The 24,918-nt window shown below is 67.5% G+C and carries 21 protein-coding genes; 4 read left to right on the forward strand and 17 right to left on the reverse strand.

Going from position 1 to position 24,918, the window contains the following annotated elements:
- Nucleotides 1-55 precede the first annotated feature (55 nt).
- From AC1DP9_RS01045 to AC1DP9_RS01060, 4 genes are read right to left on the reverse strand one after another with little or no spacing between them, the layout of a single operon-like run.
- Entirely contained in the window at nt 56-640 is a 585-nt protein-coding gene (locus AC1DP9_RS01045; protein WP_477106388.1) for a YceI family protein, read from the reverse strand.
- A 1-nt stretch (nt 641) separates the two neighbouring features.
- The gene (locus tag AC1DP9_RS01050) at nt 642-1,028 is read right to left on the reverse strand and encodes an MAPEG family protein (protein ID WP_092290442.1); all 387 of its coding nucleotides are present in this window, start codon (nt 1,026-1,028) and stop codon (nt 642-644) included.
- A 38-nt stretch (nt 1,029-1,066) separates the two neighbouring features.
- Nucleotides 1,067-1,291: an RNA-binding S4 domain-containing protein gene (locus AC1DP9_RS01055; protein WP_092290440.1), complete on the reverse strand. Its 225-nt coding sequence runs from the start codon at nt 1,289-1,291 to the stop codon at nt 1,067-1,069.
- A 2-nt stretch (nt 1,292-1,293) separates the two neighbouring features.
- Entirely contained in the window at nt 1,294-3,051 is a 1,758-nt protein-coding gene (locus AC1DP9_RS01060; RefSeq protein ID WP_092290438.1) for a glutamine--tRNA ligase/YqeY domain fusion protein, read from the reverse strand.
- Between the two features lie 241 nt (nt 3,052-3,292).
- Here AC1DP9_RS01060 and AC1DP9_RS01065 point away from each other — a divergent pair, with 241 nt between their 5' ends.
- The gene (locus AC1DP9_RS01065; RefSeq protein WP_477106389.1) at nt 3,293-4,780 is read left to right on the forward strand and encodes a CoA transferase; all 1,488 of its coding nucleotides are present in this window, start codon (nt 3,293-3,295) and stop codon (nt 4,778-4,780) included.
- Between the two features lie 47 nt (nt 4,781-4,827).
- Here the strand turns inward: AC1DP9_RS01065 and AC1DP9_RS01070 are convergent, their stop codons facing one another.
- The 5 genes from AC1DP9_RS01070 to AC1DP9_RS01090 all read right to left on the reverse strand — a co-directional run bounded on the left by AC1DP9_RS01070 (nt 4,828) and on the right by AC1DP9_RS01090 (nt 9,844).
- A complete protein-coding gene (locus AC1DP9_RS01070) occupies nt 4,828-5,451 on the reverse strand; it encodes an FMN-binding negative transcriptional regulator (RefSeq protein ID WP_454757235.1) in 624 nt (207 codons plus the stop codon).
- Nucleotides 5,452-5,496: 45 nt separating this feature from the next.
- Entirely contained in the window at nt 5,497-6,114 is a 618-nt protein-coding gene (locus AC1DP9_RS01075; RefSeq protein WP_092290432.1) for a pyridoxamine 5'-phosphate oxidase family protein, read from the reverse strand.
- Nucleotides 6,115-6,151: 37 nt separating this feature from the next.
- Nucleotides 6,152-7,012 carry a PhzF family phenazine biosynthesis protein gene (locus tag AC1DP9_RS01080; protein WP_092290430.1) on the reverse strand — a complete coding sequence of 287 codons (861 nt, stop codon included), beginning with the start codon at nt 7,010-7,012 and terminating at the stop codon, nt 6,152-6,154.
- A 215-nt stretch (nt 7,013-7,227) separates the two neighbouring features.
- Nucleotides 7,228-8,853 (reverse strand): gamma-glutamyltransferase, encoded by a 1,626-nt coding sequence (ggt, locus tag AC1DP9_RS01085; RefSeq protein WP_441590593.1) that lies wholly within the window; start codon nt 8,851-8,853, stop codon nt 7,228-7,230.
- Between the two features lie 13 nt (nt 8,854-8,866).
- Nucleotides 8,867-9,844: a Bug family tripartite tricarboxylate transporter substrate binding protein gene (locus AC1DP9_RS01090; protein WP_092290426.1), complete on the reverse strand. Its 978-nt coding sequence runs from the start codon at nt 9,842-9,844 to the stop codon at nt 8,867-8,869.
- Nucleotides 9,845-9,991: 147 nt separating this feature from the next.
- On the opposite strand from AC1DP9_RS01090, the gene AC1DP9_RS01095 reads away from it, so the two are divergent.
- Nucleotides 9,992-10,876: a LysR substrate-binding domain-containing protein gene (locus tag AC1DP9_RS01095; RefSeq protein ID WP_477106390.1), complete on the forward strand. Its 885-nt coding sequence runs from the start codon at nt 9,992-9,994 to the stop codon at nt 10,874-10,876.
- 13 nt (nt 10,877-10,889) lie between these two features.
- On the opposite strand, the gene AC1DP9_RS01100 is transcribed toward AC1DP9_RS01095, so the two are convergent.
- The 3 genes from AC1DP9_RS01100 to AC1DP9_RS01110 all read right to left on the reverse strand — a co-directional run bounded on the left by AC1DP9_RS01100 (nt 10,890) and on the right by AC1DP9_RS01110 (nt 14,738).
- Nucleotides 10,890-12,527, reverse strand: coding sequence for a hypothetical protein (locus AC1DP9_RS01100; RefSeq protein WP_477106391.1), 1,638 nt, complete (start codon nt 12,525-12,527; stop codon nt 10,890-10,892).
- A gap of 233 nt (nt 12,528-12,760) precedes the next feature.
- Nucleotides 12,761-14,263: a tripartite tricarboxylate transporter permease gene (locus AC1DP9_RS01105; protein ID WP_092290420.1), complete on the reverse strand. Its 1,503-nt coding sequence runs from the start codon at nt 14,261-14,263 to the stop codon at nt 12,761-12,763.
- 13 nt (nt 14,264-14,276) lie between these two features.
- Nucleotides 14,277-14,738 carry a tripartite tricarboxylate transporter TctB family protein gene (locus tag AC1DP9_RS01110; RefSeq protein WP_092290418.1) on the reverse strand — a complete coding sequence of 154 codons (462 nt, stop codon included), beginning with the start codon at nt 14,736-14,738 and terminating at the stop codon, nt 14,277-14,279.
- Nucleotides 14,739-15,122: 384 nt separating this feature from the next.
- Between AC1DP9_RS01110 and AC1DP9_RS01115 the strand changes: the two genes are divergently transcribed.
- Nucleotides 15,123-16,895 carry a potassium/proton antiporter gene (locus AC1DP9_RS01115; RefSeq protein WP_477106392.1) on the forward strand — a complete coding sequence of 591 codons (1,773 nt, stop codon included), beginning with the start codon at nt 15,123-15,125 and terminating at the stop codon, nt 16,893-16,895.
- A gap of 15 nt (nt 16,896-16,910) precedes the next feature.
- On the opposite strand, the gene AC1DP9_RS01120 is transcribed toward AC1DP9_RS01115, so the two are convergent.
- The 3 genes from AC1DP9_RS01120 to AC1DP9_RS01130 all read right to left on the reverse strand — a co-directional run bounded on the left by AC1DP9_RS01120 (nt 16,911) and on the right by AC1DP9_RS01130 (nt 19,735).
- Nucleotides 16,911-17,939: a tripartite tricarboxylate transporter substrate binding protein gene (locus AC1DP9_RS01120; RefSeq protein ID WP_092290414.1), complete on the reverse strand. Its 1,029-nt coding sequence runs from the start codon at nt 17,937-17,939 to the stop codon at nt 16,911-16,913.
- A 31-nt stretch (nt 17,940-17,970) separates the two neighbouring features.
- Complete coding sequence (locus AC1DP9_RS01125) at nt 17,971-18,426, reverse strand: DUF2214 family protein (RefSeq protein ID WP_092290412.1); 456 nt, start codon at nt 18,424-18,426, stop codon at nt 17,971-17,973.
- Nucleotides 18,427-18,514: 88 nt separating this feature from the next.
- The gene (locus AC1DP9_RS01130) at nt 18,515-19,735 is read right to left on the reverse strand and encodes a CaiB/BaiF CoA transferase family protein (protein WP_477106393.1); all 1,221 of its coding nucleotides are present in this window, start codon (nt 19,733-19,735) and stop codon (nt 18,515-18,517) included.
- Between the two features lie 251 nt (nt 19,736-19,986).
- On the opposite strand from AC1DP9_RS01130, the gene alaS reads away from it, so the two are divergent.
- Entirely contained in the window at nt 19,987-22,611 is a 2,625-nt protein-coding gene (gene alaS / locus AC1DP9_RS01135) for an alanine--tRNA ligase (protein WP_092290408.1), read from the forward strand.
- A gap of 99 nt (nt 22,612-22,710) precedes the next feature.
- On the opposite strand, the gene AC1DP9_RS01140 is transcribed toward alaS, so the two are convergent.
- Together AC1DP9_RS01140 and AC1DP9_RS01145 are read right to left on the reverse strand one after the other, a co-directional pair.
- Nucleotides 22,711-23,454 carry a slipin family protein gene (locus AC1DP9_RS01140; RefSeq protein ID WP_092290406.1) on the reverse strand — a complete coding sequence of 248 codons (744 nt, stop codon included), beginning with the start codon at nt 23,452-23,454 and terminating at the stop codon, nt 22,711-22,713.
- A 1-nt stretch (nt 23,455) separates the two neighbouring features.
- On the reverse strand, nt 23,456-24,883 hold the full coding sequence (locus AC1DP9_RS01145; RefSeq protein ID WP_477106394.1) for an NfeD family protein: 1,428 nt from the start codon (nt 24,881-24,883) through the stop codon (nt 23,456-23,458).
- Between the last annotated feature and the right edge of the window lie 35 nt (nt 24,884-24,918).

Consider the following 24,918-nt stretch of genomic DNA (forward strand, 5'->3'; position numbering starts at 1 on the left):
ATCGGCGATCGATTTCCCCTATTCAGGATGGCGGCGCGCTGCCGTCCGCCCCAGGCTACTGCACGGGCGTCGCTTCGACGGAAATGTGGAGCGTCACGGTATCGCCGACGTCGGGCAGGAACCGCGTCATGCCGAAGGCACTTCTGGGCAGGCTGGCGTGGAAATCTCCGCCGCAGACGTCCCGGCCCACGCCGAACAGCACCACGCGCCCGCAGCTGAAGCGGTCCGCCTCCAGCCGCAGCGGCCGGGTCACGCCCAGCAGCGACACCTGACCCTCCACGGCCACGAGCTTGCCGCCTTCCACGACGAACTGATGGCCCTGGAAGCGCGCGACCGGAAAATTCTGGGCATCGAAGAATTGTGGCGAACGCAGCACGCCATCGAGGCTGCGATTGCCGGTGTCGACCGACTCGGTATCCACCGTGAAGTCGATTGACCCCGCCCCGGTGGCCGGGTCATAGACGATGCGGCCATCCAGCTTGTTGAAGCGGCCGCGCACCGTGGTGCGGTCGAAATGGCTCGCGCCGAAGTAGACCGCGGTGTGGGTGGGATCGACGTTGTAGTTCACGGGCGCCGCCCAGGCCGGGAGGCTGGCACCTGCCAGGGCGCCAACGAGGGCAGCGATCAGCAGGGGCCGCATGTCAGTGGACGAACACCGGCAGCAGGAACAGCCCGATCACCGTCAGCAAGCCGATGGTCCAGCACAGCGTGCGCAGCGTGGCCCGGTCGGTCAGGTAGCAGACCGTATAGAGAATGCGGGCGACGACGAACACCACCGCCAGTTCGTCGATCCGAGCCTGCGGCGCGCTCATGTGCGTAGCAATCAACACGCCGGCCGCGAAGAACGGGAAGGCCTCGAAGTGGTTACGGTGGGCGAGGTCGGCGCGCCGCGCCCGCCCACTCTGCTTCTCCAGCCAGCCTCGCGGGTCGTGGTTGTCGAAGCCGCCACGCCCGCCTGCCTTGGCGATGGCCACCGTCAGTACGGGCAGCAATCCCGCCACCAGCACACACCAGAACGCAATCGGCATATCGGTCCTTTGTGTCCCTTCGGTTCTCGGGTTCTATATCAGGCGGCCACCACCTTGATGCGCACGCCGGCCATGGTCACCACCTGCCCGGCGCGGATCTTGGCGGTCTTGCGCGACTCGGCCGCGCCATCCACCGAGACCTCGCCGGCCGCCACCAGCGCCTTGCCGGCGCCGCCGCTGTCACAGACGCCGGCCAGCTTCAGCAGGTCGTTCAGGGCGATGAACTCGCCCTCGAGCGGAAATTTGATCGTTTGCGTCGTCATCGTCACTTGCCCCAGCTATCTTTCAGGCCAACCGTGCGATTGAAGACGGGCTTGCCCGGCTGCGAATCGGTACGGTCTGCCACGAAGTAGCCGTGACGCTCGAACTGGAAGCGGTCTTCCGGCTTGGCGTCGCGCAGGCCCGGCTCCAGGTAGGCCTTGACCACCTTCTTGGAATCCGGGTTCAGCGCCTCGAGGAAGTTCTTGCCGCCGGCGTCGGGGTTCGGGTCGTTGAACAGGCGGTCGTACAGGCGCACTTCGGCTTCGACCGCATGCGGCGCGCTGACCCAGTGGATGTTGCCCTTGACCTTGACGCTGTCCGCGCCCGGCGTGCCGCTCTTGGTTTCCGGCAGGTAGTTCGCGTGCACGGCCACCACATTGCCGTCCGCGTCCTTGTCCACGCCCGTGCACTCGATCACGTAGCCGTAGCGCAGGCGCACCTTGTTGCCCGGGAACAGGCGGAAGTAGCCCTTGGGTGGCGTCTCGGTAAAGTCGTCGCGCTCGATCCACAGTTCGCGCGAGATGGGGAACACGCGGCGGCCCAGTTCGGGCTGCTTGGGGTGCACCGGCGCCGAGCATTCCTCGGTCTGGCCTTCCGGGTAGTTGTCCAGGATCAGCTTGACCGGGTCCAGCACGCCCACGCTGCGCGGCGCGCGCGCGTCAAGGTCGTCGCGCACGGCGCCTTCCAGCGTGCTCATGTCGATCCAGCTATCGGCCTTCGACACGCCCACGCGGTCGCAGAACAGCTGGATCGATTCCGGCGTATAGCCCCGGCGGCGGATGCCGACGATGGTGGGCATGCGCGGATCGTCCCAGCCGTCCACGCGGTTTTCGTCCACCAGCTGCTTGAGCTTGCGCTTGCTGGTGATGGCGTAGGTCAGGTTCAGGCGCGCGAACTCGTACTGGTGCGGCAGCGGGTCGCGGAACACGCCGGCTTCGCGCAGGTGCTGGAGCACCCAGTCGTACAGCGGGCGGTTGTTCTCGAACTCCAGCGTGCACAGCGAATGCGTGATGTTCTCGATCGCGTCCGAGATGCAGTGCGTGAAGTCGTACATCGGGTAGATGCACCACGCATCGCCGGTACGGTGGTGATGGGCGTGGCGGATGCGGTAGAGCACCGGGTCGCGCAACACGATGTTCGGTGCGGTCATGTCGATCTTGGCGCGCAGCACGTGCTCGCCATCGCCGTACTTGCCGGCGCGCATGTCGCGGAACAGCGCGAGGTTCTCTTCCACTGTGCGGTCGCGGAACGGCGAGGGCTTGCCCGGCTCGGAGAAGTTGCCACGCGTGGCGGCGATCTGCTCGGCGGTCTGGCTGTCCACATAGGCGGCGCCGCGCTCGATCAGCGTTTCTGCAAAGGCGTACAGTTGCTCGAAGTAGTCGCTGGCGTAGTACAGGTGCGGCTTGCCGCCCGGCGCTTTGGCGTCCCACGAGAAGCCGAGCCAGTGCACGGCGTCGATGATCGAGTCGACGTACTCGGTGTCTTCCTTGACCGGATTGGTGTCATCGAAGCGCAGGTGGCACTGGCCGGCGTAGTCGCGCGCCAGGCCGAAGTTCACACAGATGCTCTTGGCGTGGCCGATGTGCAGGTAGCCGTTCGGCTCCGGCGGGAAGCGCGTGATGACCGGCGGCAGCGCGGCGCCCTGGGTGTCCGTCCGCCCGGCGTAGGTGCCCGCGGCCAGATCCTGGTCGATGATGCTGCGCAGGAAGTTCGAGGAGGCCGGGTTGTCGGTCTTGTCGGTAGGCTTGTTGTCTTGGCTCATGGTGGCGCCGCGTCGCACGCGGCCAATGGCATGGTGTGGGGCCCCGGGACGTGCTCCGGCTCCCCTTGTTCGGTGGAATGGCGGGATTTTACCGTGCCTGCGGGGCAACCCGGCGGTGCGCCGCTATTTTCAGAATCGGCTCACAGCACGGTGGCCACAAGTGGTGCAGAATCCACGGCAGGTCATCGCATGCCGCCATCGTGGCATGAAAAGGTTGGGCCATGTTGCGGGAACACAACCCATGAACACTGCTTCCTCTCCTGATTCGTCCGTCCCGGCCATTTCGGCCGGTTCGTCAGCCTCGGCCACCTTGCCGGCGGACGCCCTGGCCGGTCTCTGGCACGGCGCCGGCCTGCCGCCCGAGGCGCTTGCGCACCTGGCGCTGACCGGTGCGGACCCCATCCTGCCATCGAGCTTCGCCGTGGGCACGGCGGCGCAGGCCAGCCTCGGGGCGTCCGCGCTGGCTGCGGCGGCGCTCTGGGCGCAGCGCACGGACCGCTGGCAGGACGTGGCGGTGGACATGCGCCACGCGCTGGCGGAATTCCGCAGCGAGCGCTACCTGCGCGTGAACGGCGGGCCGGCGCCCGAACTCTGGGACAAGATCGCTGGCCTGTACCCGTGTGGCGACGGGCGCTGGGTCCGGCTGCACACCAATTTCCCCCACCACCGCGACGGCGTGCTGCGCCTGCTCCAGTGCGCGCACAGCAAGGATGCGGTGCGCGCGGCGCTGGGCCGATGGGAGGCCGAGGCGTTCGAGTCCGCCGCGTCGGACGCCGGGCTCGTGGTGGCCGCCATGCGGCCCTATGACACCTGGCGCGCGCACCCGCAGGCGCAGGCCATTGCCGGGCTGCCGCCGGTGACGATCGAGAAGATCGGCGAGGCGCCGCCCCAGCCCCTGCCGCCGCTGGCGGACCATGCCGAGATCAATGTCGATGCCCGCCCGCTGACCGGCGTGCGCGTGCTCGATTTCACGCGGATCATCGCCGGCCCGGTGGCGGGGCGCACGCTGGCCGCGCATGGCGCCGATGTGCTGCTGGTGACGGCCGCGCACCTGCCGGCCATCGCGCCGCTGGTGATCGACACCGGGCGCGGCAAGCGCTCCTGCCAGCTCGATCTGCGCGACCCGGACGACAAGCGCACGCTGCACAAGCTGCTGCATGGCGCCGATGTGGTGGTGCAGGGCTATCGCCCGGGCGGGCTGGCCGAACTGGGCGCCGGCCCGGAGGCCGCGGCGCGGGCGCGGCCCGGCATCGTCTATGTGTCGTTGTCGGCCTACGGGCACGTGGGGCCGTGGGCGGGCAAGCGCGGCTTCGATTCGCTCGTGCAGACGGCCACCGGCTTCAACGACGACGAGGCGCGGGCGGCTGGCAGTGCCGAGCCGAAGCCACTGCCGGCCCAGGTGCTCGACCACGCGGCGGGCTACCTGCTGGCGTTCGGCGCGATGGCCGCGCTGCACCGGCGCGCGGTGGAGGGCGGAAGCTGGCACGTGCGGGTGTCGCTGGCGCAGGTGGGGCAATGGCTGCGTGGGCTGGGCCGCGTGCCGGAGGGCTGGCGCGTGCCGGACCCGCATTTCGACGAGATGTCGGACCTGCTGGAGGTAGAGGAGTCGGGGTTTGGCGAGCTGACCGTGGTGCGCCATGCCGCCCGGCTGTCCGAGACGCCCGCGCACTGGGCGCTGCCCTCGGTGCCGCTCGGCACCCACGCGCCGGAGTGGCTGCGGCGTGGGTGAATTTTCTCCCCTCTCCCTTTGGGAGAGGGGAGCAAGACAACGGACCGTCAGTTCGCGCCGGTCAGCCTTGCCATCCAGTCGGCCATGTCCTGCTCGATGGCGGAGCCGGCGCGCTGGGCTTCCAGGATCCGGGCGCGGTCGGTGGCGGGGCGGTTCTGGCTCAGCTTGAACTTGCCTTCCACGCGCGTCGGCACCAGCCGCAGCCCGACGATGGCGCCTAGCATCTTCTGCTGGAAATCCTCGGGCAGGTCGCGCCACTGCTGGGCGTAGCCCGGCTCGTTGCGGCCGATCAGCCGCTTGAGCAGGGCGTCCTTGTCAGTGGCGTCGTGGACCGTGGTGATCTCGCCGTAGACATGCACGGCCACGTAGTTCCAGGTCGGCACGGACAGCTTCTGGTCATAGAGCGACGGCGACACGTAGCCATGCGGTCCCTGGAACACGAGCAGCGCGCGCGGGGTCTGCTCGAGCCACTTCCAGTGCGGATTTGCACGTGCGACGTGCCCCTCGATGCGCCAGCCGCCCTCGGACGCCCGCTCCGCCACCACGGGCAGGTGCGTGGCGAACGGCAGGCCATCCGCATCGGTGCCGACCAGCGTGGCGAAGGCGTAGCGGCGCATGACCTCGTCGATCAGGTCAGGGTTGTCGCTGGCGAAGTGGGACGGCATGTACATGGCAGATTCTCTTTTTGTGGAGGTGGGGCAGGCCGTGAGTACCGGCTAGTACAGCGTCTTGCGCATGCGCTCGGGCAGTTCGCGGTCGTACGTGGCGCCGTCGATGGCGTTCTTGCTCAGTTCGGCGACCATGGTGCCCGTGCTCGGCAGGCGCTCGCGCGGAATCTGGGTCTCGGGCGACCACAGCGCCGAGCGCACGAGGGCGCGGGCGCATTGGAAGAATACCGAGCGGATCGAGATCACCAGCACCGTGGTCGGCGCCTTGCCGTCATGCACGCAGCGCGCGATCAGCGCGGGGTCGGTCGAGATCTTCGCCACGCCGCTTACACGCAGCGTTTCGTTGACGCCCGGCACGAGGAACAGCAGGCCCACGCGCGGGTCGTTGACGATATTGCGCAGGCTGTCGATGCGGTTGTTGCCGCGCCGGTCCGGCAGCAGCAGCGTGCGGTCGTCCAGCACCTGCACGAAGCCGGGCTGGTCGCCCCGCGGCGAGCAGTCGCCGCCGTGCGCGTTCATCGTGGACAGCAGGCAGAACGGCGAGGCGTCCACGAAGGCGCGGTAATGCGGGTGCAGGTAGTCGACTTCCTTGGCCAGCGAGGCGCCGGCCGGCTCCGCGTACAGCGTTTCGAGGTCGGCGAGCGCGGCAATGTCGTGTGAGGTCATGGCGGAGAGGGGGAGGGAGGCGGGGGATCGAATCGTGTCAGATCGTAATAGTGCCACGTCCGATCTCGACCACGCGGCCGCCCACGCGGATCGCGCCATCGGTGGTCACGGCGAGGTCCAGCCGGCAGCGGCGGTCGACCTGTTCGCCCTGATCCACCTCGTACGTGGCCGGCAGCGCGTGACCCGTGGCCAGCAGCCAGCCGCCGAGATTGGCGCAGGCCGAGCCGGTGCCCGGGTCTTCGGCCACGCCGCCGCCCTGCTTGGTGAAGAAGTAGCGCACGAGCACCTTGCCGGGCTGCGTCGGGTCGAAGGCGAACACATAGGCGGTCTTGCGGCCCAGGCTGCTCTGCGGCCACTGGTCGAGCCGGCTGCTGTCGGGTGCGGCGCGGCGCACGGCGTCCGGCGTCTTCAGCGGCACCAGCAACTGGTCGGCGCCGGTATCCACCCACATCGGCGAGCCGGCCAGATCGTCGGCGGACAGGCCCAGCAGGGAGGCCATGTCGGCATCGGGCAGGCCAGCCGGTGCGGTGCGCGGGGCGCCCTCGTGCGGCGCGGTCAGGGTCCAGCGGTCGCCGGCGGCGGTCACCGGTACCAGGCCGGCCTTGAATTCGAGGGTGAGCGCATCCCCGGTTTTTGCGAGGTCGCGCACCACGTGGGCCGTGCCCAGCGTCGGGTGACCGGCGAAACGCATCTCGTAGCCCGGGGTGAAGATCCGCACGGCCGCCGTCGCGCGCTCGGACGGCAGCACGAAGGTGGTCTCGGAGAGGTTGAATTGCAGCGCCAGCGCCTGCATCGTGGCGTCGTCCAGGCCGCGCGCGTCCTCGAACACACAGAGGGGATTGCCGCCAAGCGTGGTCTCGGCGAAGACGTTGACGATGCGGAAGGCGTAGGAGGCCATGGCGGGAACGGGCAGGAAATTGGACGAATTGCCAGTGTAGTGCGCACGGCGCGGCGCACCATGCACAGTTCCACGCGCCGCGAACAGAACAGTTGGCGCGCCGCCCGGCCGCCGGCCATGAAAAAAGGCGCCAGGGTTGCCCCTTGGCGCCTTGCAGGACGGCTACTGCGGTACGGCGGTACTGCGGTGCTTCTCTATATATATAGTGCGGTCGATCAGAAGCCCACGGCCTGGCCGTCGCGGCGGCTGTCGCTGGCGGCCACGTAGCCCTGTTCGGCATCGTCGGACAGGCGCCAGATGAACTGGCCGGAGCCGAAGTCCATGTACGGGTCGTTCACGGACTTGAGCTGGTGGCCACGGTCCTTCAGGCCGGCCACGGTGGTCGGGTCCATCGTGCCTTCCACGTCGAGCGTGAAGTCACGGTTGACCTTCCAGCGCGGCGCGCAGCAGGCGGCCTGCGGTTGCTGGTCGTAGTCGAGCATGCGCACCACGGTCTGCACGTGGCCCTGCGGCTGCATGTCGCCGCCCATCACGCCGAAGCTCATCACCGGCTGGCCATCCTTGGTCAGGAAGGCCGGGATGATGGTGTGGAACGGGCGCTTGCCGCCAGCCACCACGTTGGCGGACTTCGGATCCATCGAGAAACCCACGCCACGGTTCTGCAGGCTGATGCCGGTGTTCGGCACCACCACGCCCGAGCCGAAGCCCATGTAGTTCGACTGGATGAACGAGATCATCATGCCGTTCTCGTCGGCGGCGGTCAGGTAGATCGTGCCGCCGGTCTTCGGCATGCCAGGCGTGAACGGCGTGGCGCGCTGCATGTTGATCAGCTTGGCGCGGGACTTCAGGTAGGCCGGATCCAGCATCTGCTCGGGCGTGACTTCCATCGTGCGCGGGTCGGCCACGTAGCGGTAGAGGTCGGCGAAGGCCAGCTTCATCGCCTCGATCTGCAGATGCTGCGAGTCCACCGAGTCCACCGGCAGCGAGCCGACGTCGAACTGGTCGAGGATGCCCAGCGCGATCAGCGCGGCAATGCCCTGGCCGTTCGGCGGAATCTCGTGCACGTCGTAGCCGCGATAGGACTGGCTGATCGGCTTGACCCAGTCCGGGCGATAGTTGCGCAGGTCGTCCATCGTCATCGCCGCGCCGCATTCCTTGCTGAAGGCGGCGATCTTCTCGGCGATCTCGCCCTCATAGTAGGCGCGGCCCTTGGTGGCGCCGATCTTGCGCAGGGTGTCGGCGGCGGCCTTGAAGACGAACTTCTCGCCCACGTTCGGCGCGCGGCCATGCGGCATGAAGGTGTCGGCGAAGCCCGGCTGGGTCTTCAGGTCCGGCACGGCGGCGGCCCACTTGTGCGCTACCACGGGCGGCACGGCGTAGCCGCGCTCGGCGATCTCGATCGCCGGCTCCATCAGGTCTTCGAACGGCAGCTTGCCGAACTTCTCGTGCAGCGCGGCCCAGCCGGCCACCATGCCCGGCACGGTGACCGCATCCCAGCCGCGGATCGGGCGATTGGCTAGGCCGTTGCCGTCCACGCCGTACTTGTTCTTGAAGTACTCGGGGTTCCAGGCGGCCGGGGCCACGCCCGACGAGTTCAGGCCGTGGAGTTCCTTGCCGTCCCAGAGAATCGCGAAGGCGTCGCTGCCCAGGCCGCACGAGACCGGCTCCACCAGCGTGATGGCGGCGGCAGCGGCGATGGCCGCATCGACGGCATTGCCGCCCTTGAGCAGCATGCGCAGGCCGGCCTGCGCCGCCAGCGGGTGCGAGGTGGAGACCACGTTGCGCGCGAACAGCGGAATGCGCACGGTGGGGTAGGGGTTGGTCCAGTTGAAGTTCTTCATGGTTGTCTCTCTCTTAGTCCACCTGAATCTTGCGATCCTTGATCAGCTTGCCCCAGCGGGCGCTGTCCTTCTTGACCATGGCCGCGAACTGCGCTGGCGTGCCGCCGACCGGTTCGGCGCCGAGCTTGCCCAGGCGGTCGCGCACGTCCTGCGACTGGATCGCCTTGTTGAACTCGGCGTTGAGCCGGGTGACCACGTCAGCCGGCAGCCCCTTGGGGCCGTAGATGCCGAACCACGTGTCCGACTCGAAGCCCGGCAGGCCCGATTCGCTGGCCGTCGGCAGGTCCGGCGCCAGCGGCGAGCGCTTGAGGCTGGTCACGGCCAGCGCCTTGAGCTTGCCGTCCTTCACGTGCGGCATGCCGGAGACGATGCTGTCGAACAGCACCTGCACCTTGTTCGAGATCAGATCCGGCACCGCCAGCGCCGTGCCGCGATACGGGATATGGGTGATGAACACGCCGGCCTGCGCCTTGAACGCCTCGGCGGTCAGGTGCACCACGGTGCCGTTGCCGCTGGAGGCGTAGTTCAGCTCGCCCGGATGCTTCTTGGCGTAGTCGATCAGCTCCTTCACATTCTTCACCGGGAGCTGGTTCGGCACCACCAGCACGTTGGTGGCCACGGCTACCTGGCCGATCGGCGTGAAGTCGGTCTCGGTGTTGTACGGCAGGTGCGTATTGATATAGGGGCCGATCGAGTGCGTGCTGGTCGTGGCGATCAGCAGCGTGTAGCCGTCGGCGGGGGCCTTGGCGGCCATGTCGGAGCCGATGGCGCCACCCGCGCCCGGACGGTTATCCACCACGATCTGCTGGCCCATGTTGGTGCCCACCTTCTGGGCGATCGCGCGCGCCAGCAGGTCGGTGGCGCCGCTGGCCGGGAACGGCACGATCAGCCGGATCGGCTTGGACGGATACGTATCCGCGTGCGACGGCGCGGCAACCAGGGTCAGGCTCGTGGTAAGGCCGATGCCGAGCAGGCGTAGCCAGGAAGTCATTCTTCTTCTCCGATGCGGATAACGGGCAGGCAGGCAGGAAAAACCGAGCCAAATCAAGGCTCGCCCATCATTATTCCGCGCGCCGGGTCACAATGAAAGCTAATATTCCTTTTGTGATCAACAAGAAAACCTTGTGAATCGACTCCCATGAGTACCATCCGATTTCTCCGCACCTTCGTCGCCGTGGCCGAGCAGGGCTCGTTTGCCGCCGCCGCCGGCCGCGTGGCGCTGACGCAGGCGGCGGTCAGCCTGCAGATGCGCTCGCTCGAACAGGAACTGCGTCGTGAACTGTTCGACCGCAGCGGGCGGGTGGCCGTGCTGAACGCGGACGGCCGCGAACTGCTGCCGCAGGCGCGCCGGCTGCTGGCGCTGTACGAGGAAATGCGCCTGCCACAGGGGGGCGCCGAGGATATGGCGGGCGCCGTGGCGGTGGGGGCGGTGGTGTCGGTGATGGGCGGGCTGTCGCACGTGGTGGCGCGGCTCAAGCGGGCCTATCCGGCGCTGGACGTGCGGCTGGTCGGCGCCAAGTCCATCGATCTGGCCGAGCAGGTGGAAAGTGGCGAACTGGACGCCGCGTTCCTGGTGGAGGGCGCGGGCCGGCCCGCCGGCACGCTGCGCTGGACGCCGCTCTACCAGGAGCCGCTGGTGGCGATTGCCGCGCGCGGCAGCCCCGGCGAGACCGCGCGCGAGGCGCTGGCCGCCAATCCCTTCCTTCGGTTCGACCGGGGCCAGCGCACCGGCGCGCTGGTGGAGCGGGCGCTGCGGCGCGCGCACCTGCGCACCAACGAGTTCCTCGAACTGAATTCGATCGAGGCGCTGGTGGAACTGGTGCGGCAGGAGGTGGGGGTGACGGTGGTGCCGCTGCTGCGGCTGGCGCGCTGGCACGAGGATCCCGCGCTGCGCCTGCTGCCGCTGCATGCGGGCGGCGAGCCCGTGGTGCGCACGCTCGGCATGCTTGAGCGGCGCGACCACGGCCGCGCCCATGTCACGGAGGCGATCCGGTCAGCCTGCGAGGCGCTGTTCGCGAGCTAGGCGTAGTGGGCGGCTATGGCCGGTCGGCGCCCGCGCGACGGGATGCCTGATGTGTCGATGGCTGCACATGCGCCGGGGTGGCTGCCATCCCGCGTGGGGATGACCCCGGCCGCCGCGGCGGCGCCGTCGCGGCCAGGATATGCCGTAGCGACAGCAGCATCCCGGCCAGGAACAGCAAGGTCCAGAGCGTGCCCGCCGCCTTGCCGGCCGGGGACAGCTCGACCAGCCGCATCGCGAAGAGGTCCGGGAAGCGCCGCGCGGCATCGGTCATGGCGGTCTTGGGGTCGTTGGTCTTGGGGAAGACCAGCGGCTCGCCGGCCAGGCTCATCTGGATGCCGGTCCAGACGCCGATGTGCTGGTAGGGCAGGGCCGAGTTCTGCGGCCGCGCGCCGGGAAACTCGCCCACGATCACATGCCAGTTGATCAGCGTGGGCGCCAGGTTGAGCAGGAACGAGATGACCAGCAGCGGCACCGCCGTGCGCCGGGCGTGCTGCCACATCCATTGCAGCGCCGGGGCCGCCGCGAAGAACAGCACCGGCAGCAGCGGCACCATGTAGCGGGGGCCCCAGCCGAAATGCCCCCAGTTCTTCATGTGCGCGATCATCAGCAGGTAGCAGACCCCGGACGCCAGCGCCGCGTACAGCAGGTGCTTCTGGCGCGCGGGCAGCGTGTGGCGCATTTTGAACACGAACAGGGCCAGCAGCAGCACCGGCGCGAACAGGAACAGGCCCATGTTGGGGCTGGCCAGCAGGCCGAGCAGGCCGGTCAGCGGGTTGCCGTTGAGCGCGAGGCTGTCCGAGAGGTGCAGGTCGGCGGCGATGGCGGGGCGCAGGAACAGGCCGGTGCGGATGTGGTTGTAGTAGAAGGCGGGCAGCATGGTGATGCCGAGCGCCACCAGCAGCACCGCAAAGCCGGTCTTGTGGCGCGCGCGCTCCATCCACAGCAGCCAGAGCACGCCCATGCCGAAGAACGGCAGCAGTGAGTAGCGGAACGAGCAGGCCAGCCCGAGGGCCACGCCGGCGGCCACGAAGACCCACAGCGACGTGGGCGGCCGTAGCGCGCGGGCCATGAAGTACAGCCAGGCGCAGAGGCTGGCCGCAGCCGGGGTCACATCCCAGGCCGTCTTGGCGTAGGGCATGAAGGTCGTGCCGGCGTAGAACACCAGCGCCAGCCCGAAGGCCGCGCGGGCGGAGCAGAACTCGCGCATCAGCAGGAACATGAAGATCACGCCGAGCGTGTTGTACGCCGCGTAGACGAACGAGGTGATCAGCTTGCCATACGTGCGGCCAACGTAGCGGTCGCGTACCAGGTGGTAGGAGTCGATATCGTCGAGCGCCTCGTCGATCAGGGCGCCGGGCATCATCAGCAGCAGCGCGCCCACGTCGTGGGGTTCGTAGTAGAGGCCGTCAGGGCCCTTGTTCCAGTACGTCAGCAGGGGCGGATTGACCGGACTGCCGAGCTGCCCCGTGGCCGCCAGCAACTGCGCTGAACGGTATTGCTCGCCCGCGTCGCCGCTAGCCAGCCGTCCGCTGGACAGCAGCATGGCGAGGCTGAAGAAAAACACAATGACCAAGGCGGTGACCATCCCGGCGGGCGTCGTACCAGACCCGTGGGACAACCCGTGCGGTCGATGGCTTGCGGTACGCATCATGGCAAGTCCTCTGGGCGCATGTAAGGGAGGGAATACACGCGCATGTTGCCGGGACGCCGGGGCACCTTATGTACGTTCCGACACCAATCGCACCATTGCCATTGCCGCCAACAATGACCATCGCGCATGCCGCATGGCCATTGGCGTTTCAGGAAGAAAGCGCATAAAAAAAGGGCGCCATAAGGCGCCCTGAGCTTGCGTTGTGTGGCCGGTACCCCCGGCCAGGGTAAGCCTTATTCTTCCTGGAACGCTTCTTCGCGCTTGGACTTGATCGACGGCATCGCCACGATCGCCACCAGGATCGCCGCGGCGATCAGCAGGCCCATCGACAGCGGGCGCGTCACGAACACGGTGAAGTCACCACGCGACAGCAGCAGCGAGCGGCGGAAGTTCTCTTCCATCATCGGTCCGAGCACGAAGCCGAGCAGCAGCGGCGCCGGTTCGCACTTGAGCTTGATGAACAGATAGCCGATCACGCCGAAGGCCGCGGTCTGGAACACGTCGAACGTGGTGTTCTGGACCGAGTACACGCCGATGCAGCAGAACGTCAGGATGGCCGGGTACAGGAAGCGGTACGGCACCTTGAGCAGCTTGACCCAGATACCGATCATCGGCAGGTTCAGGATGATCAGGATGAAGTTGCCGATCCACATCGAGGCGATCAGGCCCCAGAACAGCGCCGGGTTGCTGGTCATGACCTGCGGACCGGGCTGGATGTTGTGGATGGTCATCGCGCCCACCATCAGCGCCATCACGGCGTTGGGCGGAATGCCCAGCGTCAGCAGCGGGATGAAGGAGGTCTGTGCCGCGGCGTTGTTGGCCGATTCCGGACCCGCCACGCCTTCGATGGCGCCCTTGCCGAACTCATGCGCGTACTTCGAGGTCTTCTTCTCGAGCGAGTAGGCTGCAAACGAGGCCAGTGCCGCACCGCCGCCCGGGAGGATACCCAGCGCCGAACCCAGTGCCGTGCCACGCAGGATGGCCGGGATCATGCGCTTGAAGTCTTCCTTGGTCGGGAACAGGTTGGTCACATGATCCGTGAACGTCTCGCGGTGTTCCTTCTGCTCCAGGTTCGCGATGATTTCCGCGAAACCGAACACACCCATGGCCACCGACACGAAGTTCAGGCCGTCGGTCAGCTCGGGGACGTCGAACGAGAAGCGCGCCGCGCCCGAGTTCACGTCGGTACCGACCAGGCCCAGCAGCAGGCCCAGCACGATCATCGAGATGGCCTTTACCAGCGAGCCCGAAGCCAGTACCACGGCACCGATCAGGCCGAGCACCATCAGCGAGAAGTATTCGGCGGGACCGAACTTGAACGCCAGTTCCGACAGCGGGGCGGCGAAAGCAGCCAGGATCAGCGTGGCCACGCAACCAGCGAAGAACGAACCGAGACCGGCAGTGGCTAGCGCCACCCCGGCCCTGCCTCGCCTCGCCATCTGATAGCCATCGATGGTGGTCACCACCGACGACGATTCACCCGGCAGGTTCACCAGAATTGCCGTGGTGGAGCCACCGTACTGGGCGCCGTAGTAGATACCGGCCAGCATGATCAGCGCCGCCACCGGGGGCAGCGTGTAGGTCACCGGCAGCAGCATGGCGATCGTGGCCAGGGGCCCGAGGCCCGGCAGCACGCCGATCAGGGTCCCGAGAATACAGCCCGCGAAGGCGTATGCCAGGTTCTGGAAGGTCAGGGCGGTGGAGAAGCCCAGACCAAGGTTGGTCAACAGTTCCATTTCGGCCGTCTCCTCAGTTCGCCAGGAAAGCCGGCCACACCGGCATCTGCAGGTTGATGCCGTACACGAAGGCGCCCAGGCTGATCACCACGAGGATGATCGAGTTGAGGATAGCTCCCTTCCAGCTGAATTCATGGCTGGCCATCGAGGAGACCAGCACCAGTACGAGCACCGACAGCACCATGCCAAGCGGCTTGAGCAGCAGGCCGAACAACACCACGGCACCCAGGATCCACAGCAGGCTCTTGATATCCCAGCGGGCCAGCTGGTCTTCCTCGCCCTTGGACGACAACGATCCCCACAGGACTAGCGCGCCAAGTATGGCGAGCACGATGCCGAGCCAGAACGGGAAGTATCCCGGTCCCATCTTGGCGGCCGTTCCCATGGAATAGCCACGGGCGACGAAGGAAAAGCCGAATCCGACCAGGACAAACATCAGGCCGGAGGCAAAGTCCTTTTGGCTACGTATGCGCAAAATGATTCTCCTCGATATAAAGCTTGAAATCCGCGTGCGGTGATTGGTGTACGCGCGTTGCGCACCGTCCCGAAGGGACAGCTCCCCCCAACCCCGTCACGAGCAGGGTGGAAGTTAAAAGCGCATCCTTTCAGCTACCTTTCATATGTCTGCAATCAGGGTCAACTTCAGGGTATCTCCCTACGCAGACGTCTGAAAGTCAGGCGAAAGTTGTCCGAAAGCCGAACGTAAGTCGTTGACAAGGCAAGGGAAATTGCGCGGAAGGGGTGTCGCGGCGAGGTGCCGCCGCCGGTACCGGGCGGGGCGGCGGGAGGGCGGCGGAGGGGCGTGCGCTATCATCGGTCGCACTCCCCCGGCCCAGCGTGGCGCAATGAAAGGAATCGATTGGAAAGTATCGACCATGCCATCCTGATCGGCGCCGTGGTGATGACGCTGGGCATCCTGCTCGGCGTGTTCTCGGCACGCTTCGGCGTGCCGTTCCTGCTGGTGTTCCTGGCGGTCGGCATGCTGGCCGGCGTGGACGGGCCCGGCGGCATCCGCTTCGCCAATACCTGGCTCAGCTTCCTGGTGGGCAATATCGCGCTGGCCGTGATCCTGCTCGACGGGGGCCTGCGCACGCGCTTCGCCACCTTCCGCGTGGCGTTGCGGCCATCGCTGTCACTGGCGACGGTTGGGGTGGGGATTACGGCGGTGCTGGTCGGGCTGTTCGCGGCGTGGATGCTCGGCATCGACTGGAAGCTCGGCCTGCTGCTCGGCGCCATCGTCGGCTCCACGGACGCCGCGGCGGTGTTCTCGCTGCTCAACGGCAGCGGCATCCGGCTCAAGGAGCGGGTGGCGAGCGTGCTGGAGATCGAGTCGGGCATCAATGACCCCATGGCGATTTTCCTGACCCTGACGCTGATCGAATGGATCACGGCGCCGGACGGCCTGACCGCCAGCGCGCTGGCGTGGCGGCTGGTGGTGCAGTTCGGCGTGGGCGGGGTGCTCGGCGTGGTGCTGGGCCTGGGCGTGGCGCGGGTGATGGAGCGCATCCATGTGGCCGAGGGCCTCCAGGCCATCCTGGTCTGTGCGGCCGGCTGCATGGTCTTCGCGCTGGTCCAGTCGGCGCACGGCAGCGGCTTCCTGGCGGTCTACCTGACCGGGATGATCGTTGGCAATCGCGAACGGGCCGTGACCGACGACACCATGCGCGCCATGGACGGCATGGCGTGGCTGGCGCAATCGGTGATGTTCCTGCTGCTCGGCCTGCTGGTCACGCCGAGCCGGATCTGGGAGGTGGCGCTGCCGGCGGGCGCCGTGGCGCTGTTCCTGATGGTGGTGGCGCGGCCCGTGGCGGTGTGGATCGCGCTGCTGCCGTTCCGCTTCAATGGGCGCGAGAAGGGGTTCCTGGCGTGGATGGGCCTGCGCGGCGCGGTGCCGATCGTACTGTCGCTGTTCCCGCTGCTGAAGGGCATGGAGGACTCGGGGCTGCTATTCCGGGTGGCATTCGCCGTGGTGCTGTTCAGCCTGCTGTGCCAGGGCACGACAGTGGCGCTGGCGGCGCGGCTGGCCCGGGTGCTGCGGCCGGCGTACAACGACCCGGTCTCGCGGGAGCGCCTGCAGGGCACCCGCTCGCCGGCGCTGGAATTGATGCAGTTCTCCGTGGCGGCCAACGCGCCGGTGGTGGACCTCCGCGCCGACCAGCTCGAACTCCCTCCGCGCAGCCGCCTGATGACCGTGGCGCGCGACGGCGCGCTGGTGCCGCTGGAGCAGGTGGTGCTGCGCGCGGGTGATGCGGTCTCGGTACTGGCCCCCGGCGGCTCCGTGCCGCTGCTGTCGCGGCTGTTCCAGAGCGCGGCGCGCGCCCCGGCCTGGGCGCAGCTCTCGCACGACTTCCTGCTGTCCGGCGATGCCCTGCTGCGCGACGTGGCCGCCCTCTACGCCACCCGGCCCCTGACCGCCGACGAAGCGGCGCGCACCCTGGAAGACGCGATGCTTGCCGTCTTCCCCTCGCCCCCAGTGGAGGGCGACGCCCTGGAAATCGCCGGCCTCCGCCTGACCGTGACCCGCATGGAAGGCCCGAAGATCGTCCAGGTCGGCCTGCTCCTGCCACGCGGCCCGGCCACCGAGGACACGATCAAGGACAAGATGTGGCAGTTACGGCGCAAGGCGCCTTGACAGGTCGTCCGCCCCTCAATCCACCTTCGCCCCCGACACCTTCACCACCTGCCCGTACTTCTTCAGTTCGCGCTGGATCAGGGCGCCGAACTGCTCGGGGGTGGTGGGGGCCGGCTGGGCGCCGATGCGGGCCAGGCGGGCTTTCATATCGTCGGTCTTGAGGATGGCCACGATGTCGTGGTTGAGGCGGTCGACGATCTCGCGCGGGGTGCCGGCCGGGGCCAGGACGCCGAACCACGTCGAGATGTCGAACCCTTCCAGCCCGAGGCCCTTGCCGGCTTCGGCGATGGTCGGCAGTTCCGGGAACGCGGCGGCGCGGGCCGGCGTGGTCACGGCGAAGGCCTTGAGCTTGCCGGCCTTGATATTGGCCGATGCCGAGGCGAGGTTGTCGAAGATCAGGTCGGTCTGGCCCGACAGCACCGACAGCTGCGCCGGCGACGCCCCGTTGTACGGGATATGGACCATGCTGACGCGGGCCATGCTCTTGAACAGTTCGCCCGACAGGTGGCCGGCGCTGCCGTTGCCGCCCGAGGCGTAGTCGAGCTTGCCCGGATGCTTGCGCGCGTACTCCACGAGGTCACGCACCGTATTGATATGCAGCTCGGCGGCCTTGCCCGGGTGCATGACCAGCACGTTCGGCACGTCGGCGACCAGCGTGATCGGCGCGAAGTCCTTCACCGGGTCGTACGGCATCTTGGCGAACAGCGTGGGATTGATGGCGTGCGTGGCCACGGCGCCCATGACGATGGTGTAGCCGTCGGCCGGTTGCTTGGCGACGTAGTCCGCGCCGAGGTTGCCGCCCGCGCCGGGTTTGTTCTCGACGACGACCGGCTGGCCCAGGCTTTCGCGGAGCCGTTCGCCGATGGCGCGCGCCACGGTGTCCAGCGGGCCGCCGGCGGGGTAGGGCACCACGAACTTGATCGGCTTGGTCGGCCAGTTTGCCGGGGCCGGGGCAGCGGCATGGGCCGGCGTGGCCAGGGTGGCCGCCGCCAGCGTGGCGGCGGAGGCGGCCATCTTCGTGGCCGTCAGCAGGGTCTTCAGCATCTCAGGAGTCTTCAACGGATCGATGAAAAGGTCAGCGCGCGCCGATGCCGCGCGCCATCATCACGGCGCAGAGCGGCAGCAGGATGAACACATGGGCCTCGATCATGACCCAGCGGCGGGCGCGCTTGATCTCGTCCGGCATCGGCACGAAATCGGGCAGCTTGCGCGCCTGCTTGCGCCAGCGTGCGATGGCGAGCGTCGGCGGCAGCGAGCACAGGGCAATCAGCACGAACACGGTCATCTTGGCGTGGAACCACGGGTTGTGCAGGTAGAAATCCACGCCCTTGGCGCCGTAGAACAGCCGCAGCAGGCCGGTGGCGAGCACCACCATGGCCGACAGGAAGTAGAGCAGGTCGTACAGCGACAGCCGGCGCACGATGGCCGGCGTCATCCCGGGGCGCAGCACCACGGCCTCGGCGGCCAGCAGCGTGACCAGGAGGAAGATCGCCAGAAAATGGAAAAACGCCAGGAAGGCATCAGTCAGCATGCATGCTCCTAATTAGTCAGGGGACGCAAACAGAAAATCTCGCCTTCGGCTGCGGCCGGCGTGGCTCCCGAGTCGGGGGGAATCGGGGTCAGACCACGCCCTTGGCGCGCAGTGCGGCGATGTGCTCCGCACTGTAGCCGAGTGTCTCGCCCAGCACCACCTCCGTGTGCTCTCCGAGCAACGGGGGATGGCGCAGCGCCTCGGGCGGCGTGGCGCTCATCTTCATGGGGCTGCCCACCAGCTTGACCTCGCCGGCCGTCGGGTGCGGCAAATCGACGCGCAGGCCGCGCGCCAGCACCTGCTCGTTCTCGAAGACCTCGTCGAGCGTGTTGATCGGGCCGCAGGGCACGCCGGCCTTTTCCAGATCCAGGATCCACTGCTCGCGGGTGCGCGGCAGGATCATCTCGGCCAGGATCGGCACCAGCACGTCCCGGTGCGCCACGCGCTGCGGGTTGGTGGCGAAGCGCGGGTCGTCGGCCAGTTCCGGCCGGCCGCCGGCCGTCACGAACTTGCGGAACTGCCCGTCGTTGCCTACCGCGACGATGATCCAGCCGTCGGCGGCCTGGAAGGTCTGGTAGGGCACGATGTTCGGGTGGGCGTTGCCCCAGCGGCGCGGCGCCTCGCCGCTGGCGAGGTAGTTGGTATTCATGTTTGCCAGCATCGACACCTGCACGTCCAGCAGCGCCATGTCGATGTACTGGCCCTCGCCGGTCCGGTCGCGGTGGGCCAGGGCAGCCAGCACGGCGATGGTGGCGTACTGGCCGGTCATCAGGTCCGAAATGGCCACGCCGGCCTTCTGCGGGCCGCCGCCGGGCAGGTCGTCCCGCTCGCCGGTCAGGCTCATGAAGCCGCCCATGCCCTGGATGATGAAGTCGTAGCCGGGACGCTGGGCGTACGGGCCGGTCTGGCCGAAGCCGGTGACCGAGCAATAGATGATGTCCGGCTTCACCGCCTTGAGCGATTCGTAGTCGAGGCCATACTTCTTGAGTTGGCCGACCTTGTAGTTCTCGAGCACCACGTCGCTCTGGGCGGCGAGGTCGCGCACCAGCTGCTGGCCCTCGGGCGTGCTGATGTCGCAGGTTACCGAGCGCTTGTTGCGGTTGGCGGCCAGGTAGTAGGCGGCTTCGGCCGTGTCCCGGCCATCCTCGGTCTTGAGCCAGGGCGGACCCCATGTGCGCGTATCGTCACCTGCGCCGGGGCGCTCGATCTTGATCACGTCGGCGCCGAAGTCGGCGAGGTTCTGGGCGCACCATGGCCCGGCGAGGACGCGGGTCAGGTCGAGGACGCGGAGATGGCTCAAGGCTCCCATGGCAGTGGCGGCTCGGTAGATATAGTGGGGGAGCACTCTACCACCGGCCCGCCGCGCCGATGTACCCGCACGGGGCGGCGCCAGGCCAACGGTGGGCGATATTCGGCCATCGCCAGCCCGCCCGGTGCGCGCCGCCGGGCGGCCGCCCGCGAGAATGCCCCGGGAGGGGGCTTGCCCCGTATAATCAACGGTTTGCAAATCCAACCTGACTGACTGCGCCCTGCCACGATGCGGGATGCGCCCGATACAACATGAAAGTCTCCGACATTCGCAGCAAGTTCCTGCAGTACTTCGAGTCGAAGGGCCATTCCGTGGTCCGCTCGTCCAGCCTCGTGCCGGCGAACGACCCGACGCTGCTGTTCACCAATTCGGGCATGGTGCAGTTCAAGGACGTGTTCCTGGGCACCGATAAGCGTCCCTACTCGCGCGCTACATCGTCCCAGCGCTCCGTGCGCGCCGGCGGCAAGCACAACGACCTCGAAAATGTGGGCTATACGGCACGTCACCACACGTTCTTCGAGATGCTGGGCAATTTCTCGTTCGGCGACTACTTCAAGCGCGAAGCCATCCAGTACGCCTGGGAACTGCTGACCAAGACCTACCAGCTGCCGGCCGAGAAGCTCTGGGTCACGGTCTACGCCGAGGACGACGAGGCCTACGACATCTGGGCCAAGGAAGTCGGCGTGCCGGCCGAGCGCATCGTGCGCATCGGCGACAACAAGGGCGCGCGCTACGCCTCGGACAACTTCTGGCAGATGGCCGACACCGGCCCGTGCGGCCCGTGCTCGGAAATCTTCTATGACCACGGCGCCGATGTCTGGGGCGGCCCCCCGGGATCGCCCGAGGAAGACGGCGACCGCTACATCGAGATCTGGAACCTCGTGTTCATGCAGTTCAACCGCGACGAGCAGGGCAACATGACGCCGCTGCCCAAGCCGTGCGTGGACACCGGCATGGGCCTCGAGCGGATTGCCGCCGTGCTCCAGCACGTGCACAGCAACTACGAGATCGACCTGTTCCAGGCGCTGATCAAGGCCGCCGCGCGCGAGACCCATCTGGACGACCTGAACCAGAACTCGCTGAAGGTGATTGCCGACCATATCCGCGCGTGCTCGTTCCTGATCGTCGACGGCGTGATCCCGGGCAACGAAGGCCGCGGCTACGTGCTGCGCCGCATCGTGCGCCGCGCGATCCGCCACGGCTACAAGCTGGGCCAGAAGACGCCGTTCTTCCACAAGCTGGTGCCGGACCTGGTGGCGCAGATGGGCGAGGCCTATCCGGAGCTGGCCGAGGCGCAGTCGCGCGTGGTGGAAGTGCTGAGGGCCGAGGAAGAGCGCTTCTTCGAGACCATCGAGAACGGCATGACCATTCTCGACACCGCCGTGGCCGACCTCAAGGCCAAGGGCGGCAAGGTGCTTGACGGCGAACTGGCGTTCAAGCTGCACGATACCTTCGGCTTCCCGCTCGACCTGACGCAGGACGTGGCGCGCGAGCAGGAGATTGCGGTGGACGAACCCGCGTTCGACGCCGCCATGAACCGCCAGCGCGAGCAGGCCCGTGCGGCCGGCAAGTTCAAGATGGCCGCCGGCCTGGAGTACACGGGCGACAAGACCGTGTTCCACGGCTATGACGAACTGGGCTTCGAACGCGCCCGCGTGACGGCGCTGTACGTCGACGGCGCGTCCGTCGACACCATGCAGCCGGGCCAAACCGGCGTGGTGGTGCTGGACAACACCCCGTTCTACGCGGAGTCCGGCGGCCAGGCGGGCGACCAGGGCACGCTGGTGGCGGGTGCGGCCGTGTTCAACGTGGCCGACACGACCAAGGTGCAGGCCGATGTGTTCGGCCATCAGGGCACGCTGACCAACGGCCCGCTGAAGGTGGGTGACACCGTGGCGGCGCAGGTCGATGCCATCCGCCGTGCACGCACGGTACGTAACCACTCGGCGACCCACCTGATGCACAAGGCGCTGCGCGAGGTGCTGGGCACCCACGTGCAGCAGAAGGGCTCGCTGGTCGATGCCGACAAGACGCGTTTCGACTTCTCGCACAACGCGCCGCTGAGCGACGCCGAGATCCGTCAGGTCGAGGAAATCGTCAACGCCGAGATTTTGGCCAACGCGCCGACGCATGCCGAGATCATGCCGTTCGACGACGCGGTGAAGAGCGGCGCGATGGCGCTGTTCGGCGAGAAGTACGCGGACGATGTGCGCGTGCTGTCGATCGGCACCTCGAAGGAACTCTGCGGCGGCACGCACGTGACGCGCACCGGCGACATCGGCTTGTTCAAGATCGTGGTGGAAGCGGGCGTGGCAGCCGGGATTCGCCGCGTGGAAGCGATTACCGGCGACAACGCGCTGCATTACCTGCAGTCGCTCGACGCCCGCCTGAACGAAGCCGCCGCCGCGCTGCGCGCGCAGCCGTCGGAACTGGTGCCGCGTATCGGCCAGGTGCAGGAGCAGGTGCGGGCGCTCGAGAAGGAACTCGAGAAGCTCAAGAGCAAGCTCGCGGCATCGCAAGGCGACGAACTCGCCGAGCAGGCCATCGACATCAACGGCCTGAAGGTGCTGGCCGCCCAACTCGACGGCGCCGACGTGAAGACGCTGCGCGAGACCATGGACAAGCTCAAGGACAAGCTCAAGAGCGCGGCCATCGTGCTGGGGGCAGTGTCGGATGGGAAGGTTTCGCTGATTGCTGGTGTGACCGCCGATGCGACGGGCAAGGTCAAGGCTGGGGAGCTGGTGAACTTTGTGGCCCAGCAGGTGGGCGGCAAGGGCGGCGGCCGGCCGGATATGGCGCAGGCTGGGGGGACGGAGCCGGCGAATCTGCCGGCGGCGCTGGCTGGGGTTAAGGAGTGGGTGGCTGGTAAGGTTTGAGGGATTTACTAGCTGTTGAGAAGGGCGCTCTGGGGTTTGGGGCGCCCTTTTTGTTTTTGTTGCGCTCAACAGCCAACACCACAGAACCAAACCCAAAACCTACTTCATCAACCCCCTAACCAAATCCATCGGCAACGGAAACACAATAGTAGAACTCTTATCCCCAGCAATCTGCGTCAGCGTCTGGAGATACCGCAGTTGCATGGCCTCAGGCTGCTGCGCCAGCATCTGTGCCGCCTCCAGCAGTTTCACCGAAGCCTGCAATTCCCCTTCCGCGTGGATGATCTTGGCCCGCCGCTCTCGCTCGGCCTCCGCCTGGCGGGCGATGGCCCGGATCATGGTCTCGTTCAAATCCACATGCTTGATCTCGACATTGGACACCTTGATGCCCCACGCGTCGGTCTGGGCGTCGAGCACCTTCTGGATGTCGAGGTTGAGCTTTTCGCGCTCGGCTAGCATTTCGTCCAGTTCATGTTTGCCGAGCACGGACCGCAGCGTGGTCTGGGAGAGCTGGCTGGTGGCCTCGAGGAAGTTGGCCACCTGGATGATGGCCCGCTCGGGGTCCACGACCCGGAAATAGACCACCGCGTTGACCTTGACCGACACATTGTCGTGAGAGATCACGTCCTGTGGTGGCACGTCGAAGACGACCGTGCGCAGGTCCACGCGGACCATCTGCTGTATGCCGGGGATGAGCAGCACCAGCCCGGGCCCCTTGACGCCCCAGAATCGCCCGAGCATGAAGACAACCCCGCGTTCGTATTCGCGCAGCACGCGGATCGCGGCCACCACGAGCAATGCCAGCAGGAAGATCAGCCCACCAAAACTGAATCCGAATGCCATATCACGCTCCGTTGTGTTCCAGGGATGCGGCCATGTCGGCCACGACTTCCAGTACCAGCCCGCGCCGCCCGGTCACGCGTACCCGCTGGCCGCGCGCGAGCGGGCCGTCGCCATGAATTCGCCACTGTTCGCCGTGCACCATCGCCCAGCCGTCGGCGGGCGTATCGTCGATGACCGTGGCAAGGCTGCCGACCAGCGTGTCCGCGCCGCTGACCACGGGGCGCTTGCGCGAGCGCATCAGCATCGCGGACATGCCGACCAGGAACAGCGCCGACACCCCGGCCAGCGCCGCGATCACCGTGAGCGGCACGCCGAAGCCGGGCACGTCGGTATCGATCAGCATGACCGCGCCAAACGCGAAGGCGACGATGCCGCCCACCCCGAGCGCGCCGAACGTCGGCAGGAAGAATTCGGCCACCATGCAGCCGATGCCCAGCGCGATCAGCGCCAGCCCCGCATAGTTGACGGGCAGCATTTGCAGCGCAAACAGGCCGATCAGCAGGCAGATGGCGCCGACGATGCCCGGCACGACCATGCCCGGCGTGGAGAACTCGAACATCAGCGCGTAGATGCCGATCATCATCAGGATCAGCGCCACGCTGGGTTCGGTGATGACGGCGAGCAGCCGCGCTCGCCAGTCCGGCGTGACCGTGACGATGGGCGCATCGGTGGTGTGCAGCACGCGCGATACGCCGGCCGCCTGCAGGCGCTTGCCATCGACCTGCCGCAGCAGTGCTGGCAGGTCCGGCGCGACGAGGTCGGCCACGTGCTGGGCCACTGCCTCGTCGGCGGAGAGGCTCACGGCCTCGCGCACCGCGCGCTCGGCCCAGTCGGCGTTGCGCTGGCGCAGCTGGGCCAGCCCGCGCAGGTAGGCGGAGGCATCGTGCATCTGCTTGCGTGCCATGGTGTCTTCGGTGCCGGGCGCGCTGGCTGGTGCACTGGCGGGGGAAGATCCGGGCGAGGCACCCGGCTTCGGGCCGCCGACACCGATGGCAACCGGACTCGCCGCGCCCACATTGGTCCCGGGCGCCATGGCGGCGATGTGGCTGGCATAGAGGATGTAGGTGCCGGCGCTCGCGGCCCGCGCGCCGCCCGGGTAGACGAAGGTCGCCACGGGTACGGGGGAGGCGAGGATGGCCTGGATGATGTCGCGCATGGCCACGTCGAGCCCGCCGGGCGTGTCCATCTCCAGCACGATCAACTGCGCGTTCTGCTTCTGCGCCTGCGCCATGCCGCGCGTGGCGAAGCTGGCGCTGGCTGGCCCGATGGCGCCCTTGATCGGGATGACATAGACGGGGGCCACGCCAGCCTTGGCGGCTGGGGCCGAGGCGCCTTGGGCGTAGACCATCGCGGGCAGGGCGAGGAGCATGGCCAGCCCCATCGCCATCCGGCAAACCAAAGATCGTAGCGACGCGAAGACGAATGTCATGGCGGGGCGCGGCCCGCGAGTATGCCGTGGCAGCG

The organism is Cupriavidus sp. 01L43 (assembly GCF_056399925.1).

Bases quoted from the DNA above. Each gene is read 5' to 3' on its own strand.
- AC1DP9_RS01045 (WP_477106388.1), bottom strand. From the start codon at position 640: ATGCGGCCCCTGCTGATCGCTGCCCTCGTTGGCGCCCTGGCAGGTGCC.
- AC1DP9_RS01050 (WP_092290442.1), bottom strand. From the start codon at position 1,028: ATGCCGATTGCGTTCTGGTGTGTGCTGGTGGCGGGATTGCTGCCCGTA.
- AC1DP9_RS01055 (WP_092290440.1), bottom strand. From the start codon at position 1,291: ATGACGACGCAAACGATCAAATTTCCGCTCGAGGGCGAGTTCATCGCC.
- AC1DP9_RS01060 (WP_092290438.1), bottom strand. From the start codon at position 3,051: ATGAGCCAAGACAACAAGCCTACCGACAAGACCGACAACCCGGCCTCC.
- AC1DP9_RS01065 (WP_477106389.1), top strand. From the start codon at position 3,293: ATGAACACTGCTTCCTCTCCTGATTCGTCCGTCCCGGCCATTTCGGCC.
- AC1DP9_RS01070 (WP_454757235.1), bottom strand. From the start codon at position 5,451: ATGTACATGCCGTCCCACTTCGCCAGCGACAACCCTGACCTGATCGAC.
- AC1DP9_RS01075 (WP_092290432.1), bottom strand. From the start codon at position 6,114: ATGACCTCACACGACATTGCCGCGCTCGCCGACCTCGAAACGCTGTAC.
- AC1DP9_RS01080 (WP_092290430.1), bottom strand. From the start codon at position 7,012: ATGGCCTCCTACGCCTTCCGCATCGTCAACGTCTTCGCCGAGACCACG.
- ggt (WP_441590593.1), bottom strand. From the start codon at position 8,853: ATGAAGAACTTCAACTGGACCAACCCCTACCCCACCGTGCGCATTCCG.
- AC1DP9_RS01090 (WP_092290426.1), bottom strand. From the start codon at position 9,844: ATGACTTCCTGGCTACGCCTGCTCGGCATCGGCCTTACCACGAGCCTG.
- AC1DP9_RS01095 (WP_477106390.1), top strand. From the start codon at position 9,992: ATGAGTACCATCCGATTTCTCCGCACCTTCGTCGCCGTGGCCGAGCAG.
- AC1DP9_RS01100 (WP_477106391.1), bottom strand. From the start codon at position 12,527: ATGATGCGTACCGCAAGCCATCGACCGCACGGGTTGTCCCACGGGTCT.
- AC1DP9_RS01105 (WP_092290420.1), bottom strand. From the start codon at position 14,263: ATGGAACTGTTGACCAACCTTGGTCTGGGCTTCTCCACCGCCCTGACC.
- AC1DP9_RS01120 (WP_092290414.1), bottom strand. From the start codon at position 17,939: ATGCTGAAGACCCTGCTGACGGCCACGAAGATGGCCGCCTCCGCCGCC.
- AC1DP9_RS01125 (WP_092290412.1), bottom strand. From the start codon at position 18,426: ATGCTGACTGATGCCTTCCTGGCGTTTTTCCATTTTCTGGCGATCTTC.
- AC1DP9_RS01130 (WP_477106393.1), bottom strand. From the start codon at position 19,735: ATGGGAGCCTTGAGCCATCTCCGCGTCCTCGACCTGACCCGCGTCCTC.
- alaS (WP_092290408.1), top strand. From the start codon at position 19,987: ATGAAAGTCTCCGACATTCGCAGCAAGTTCCTGCAGTACTTCGAGTCG.
- AC1DP9_RS01140 (WP_092290406.1), bottom strand. From the start codon at position 23,454: ATGGCATTCGGATTCAGTTTTGGTGGGCTGATCTTCCTGCTGGCATTG.
- AC1DP9_RS01145 (WP_477106394.1), bottom strand. From the start codon at position 24,883: ATGACATTCGTCTTCGCGTCGCTACGATCTTTGGTTTGCCGGATGGCG.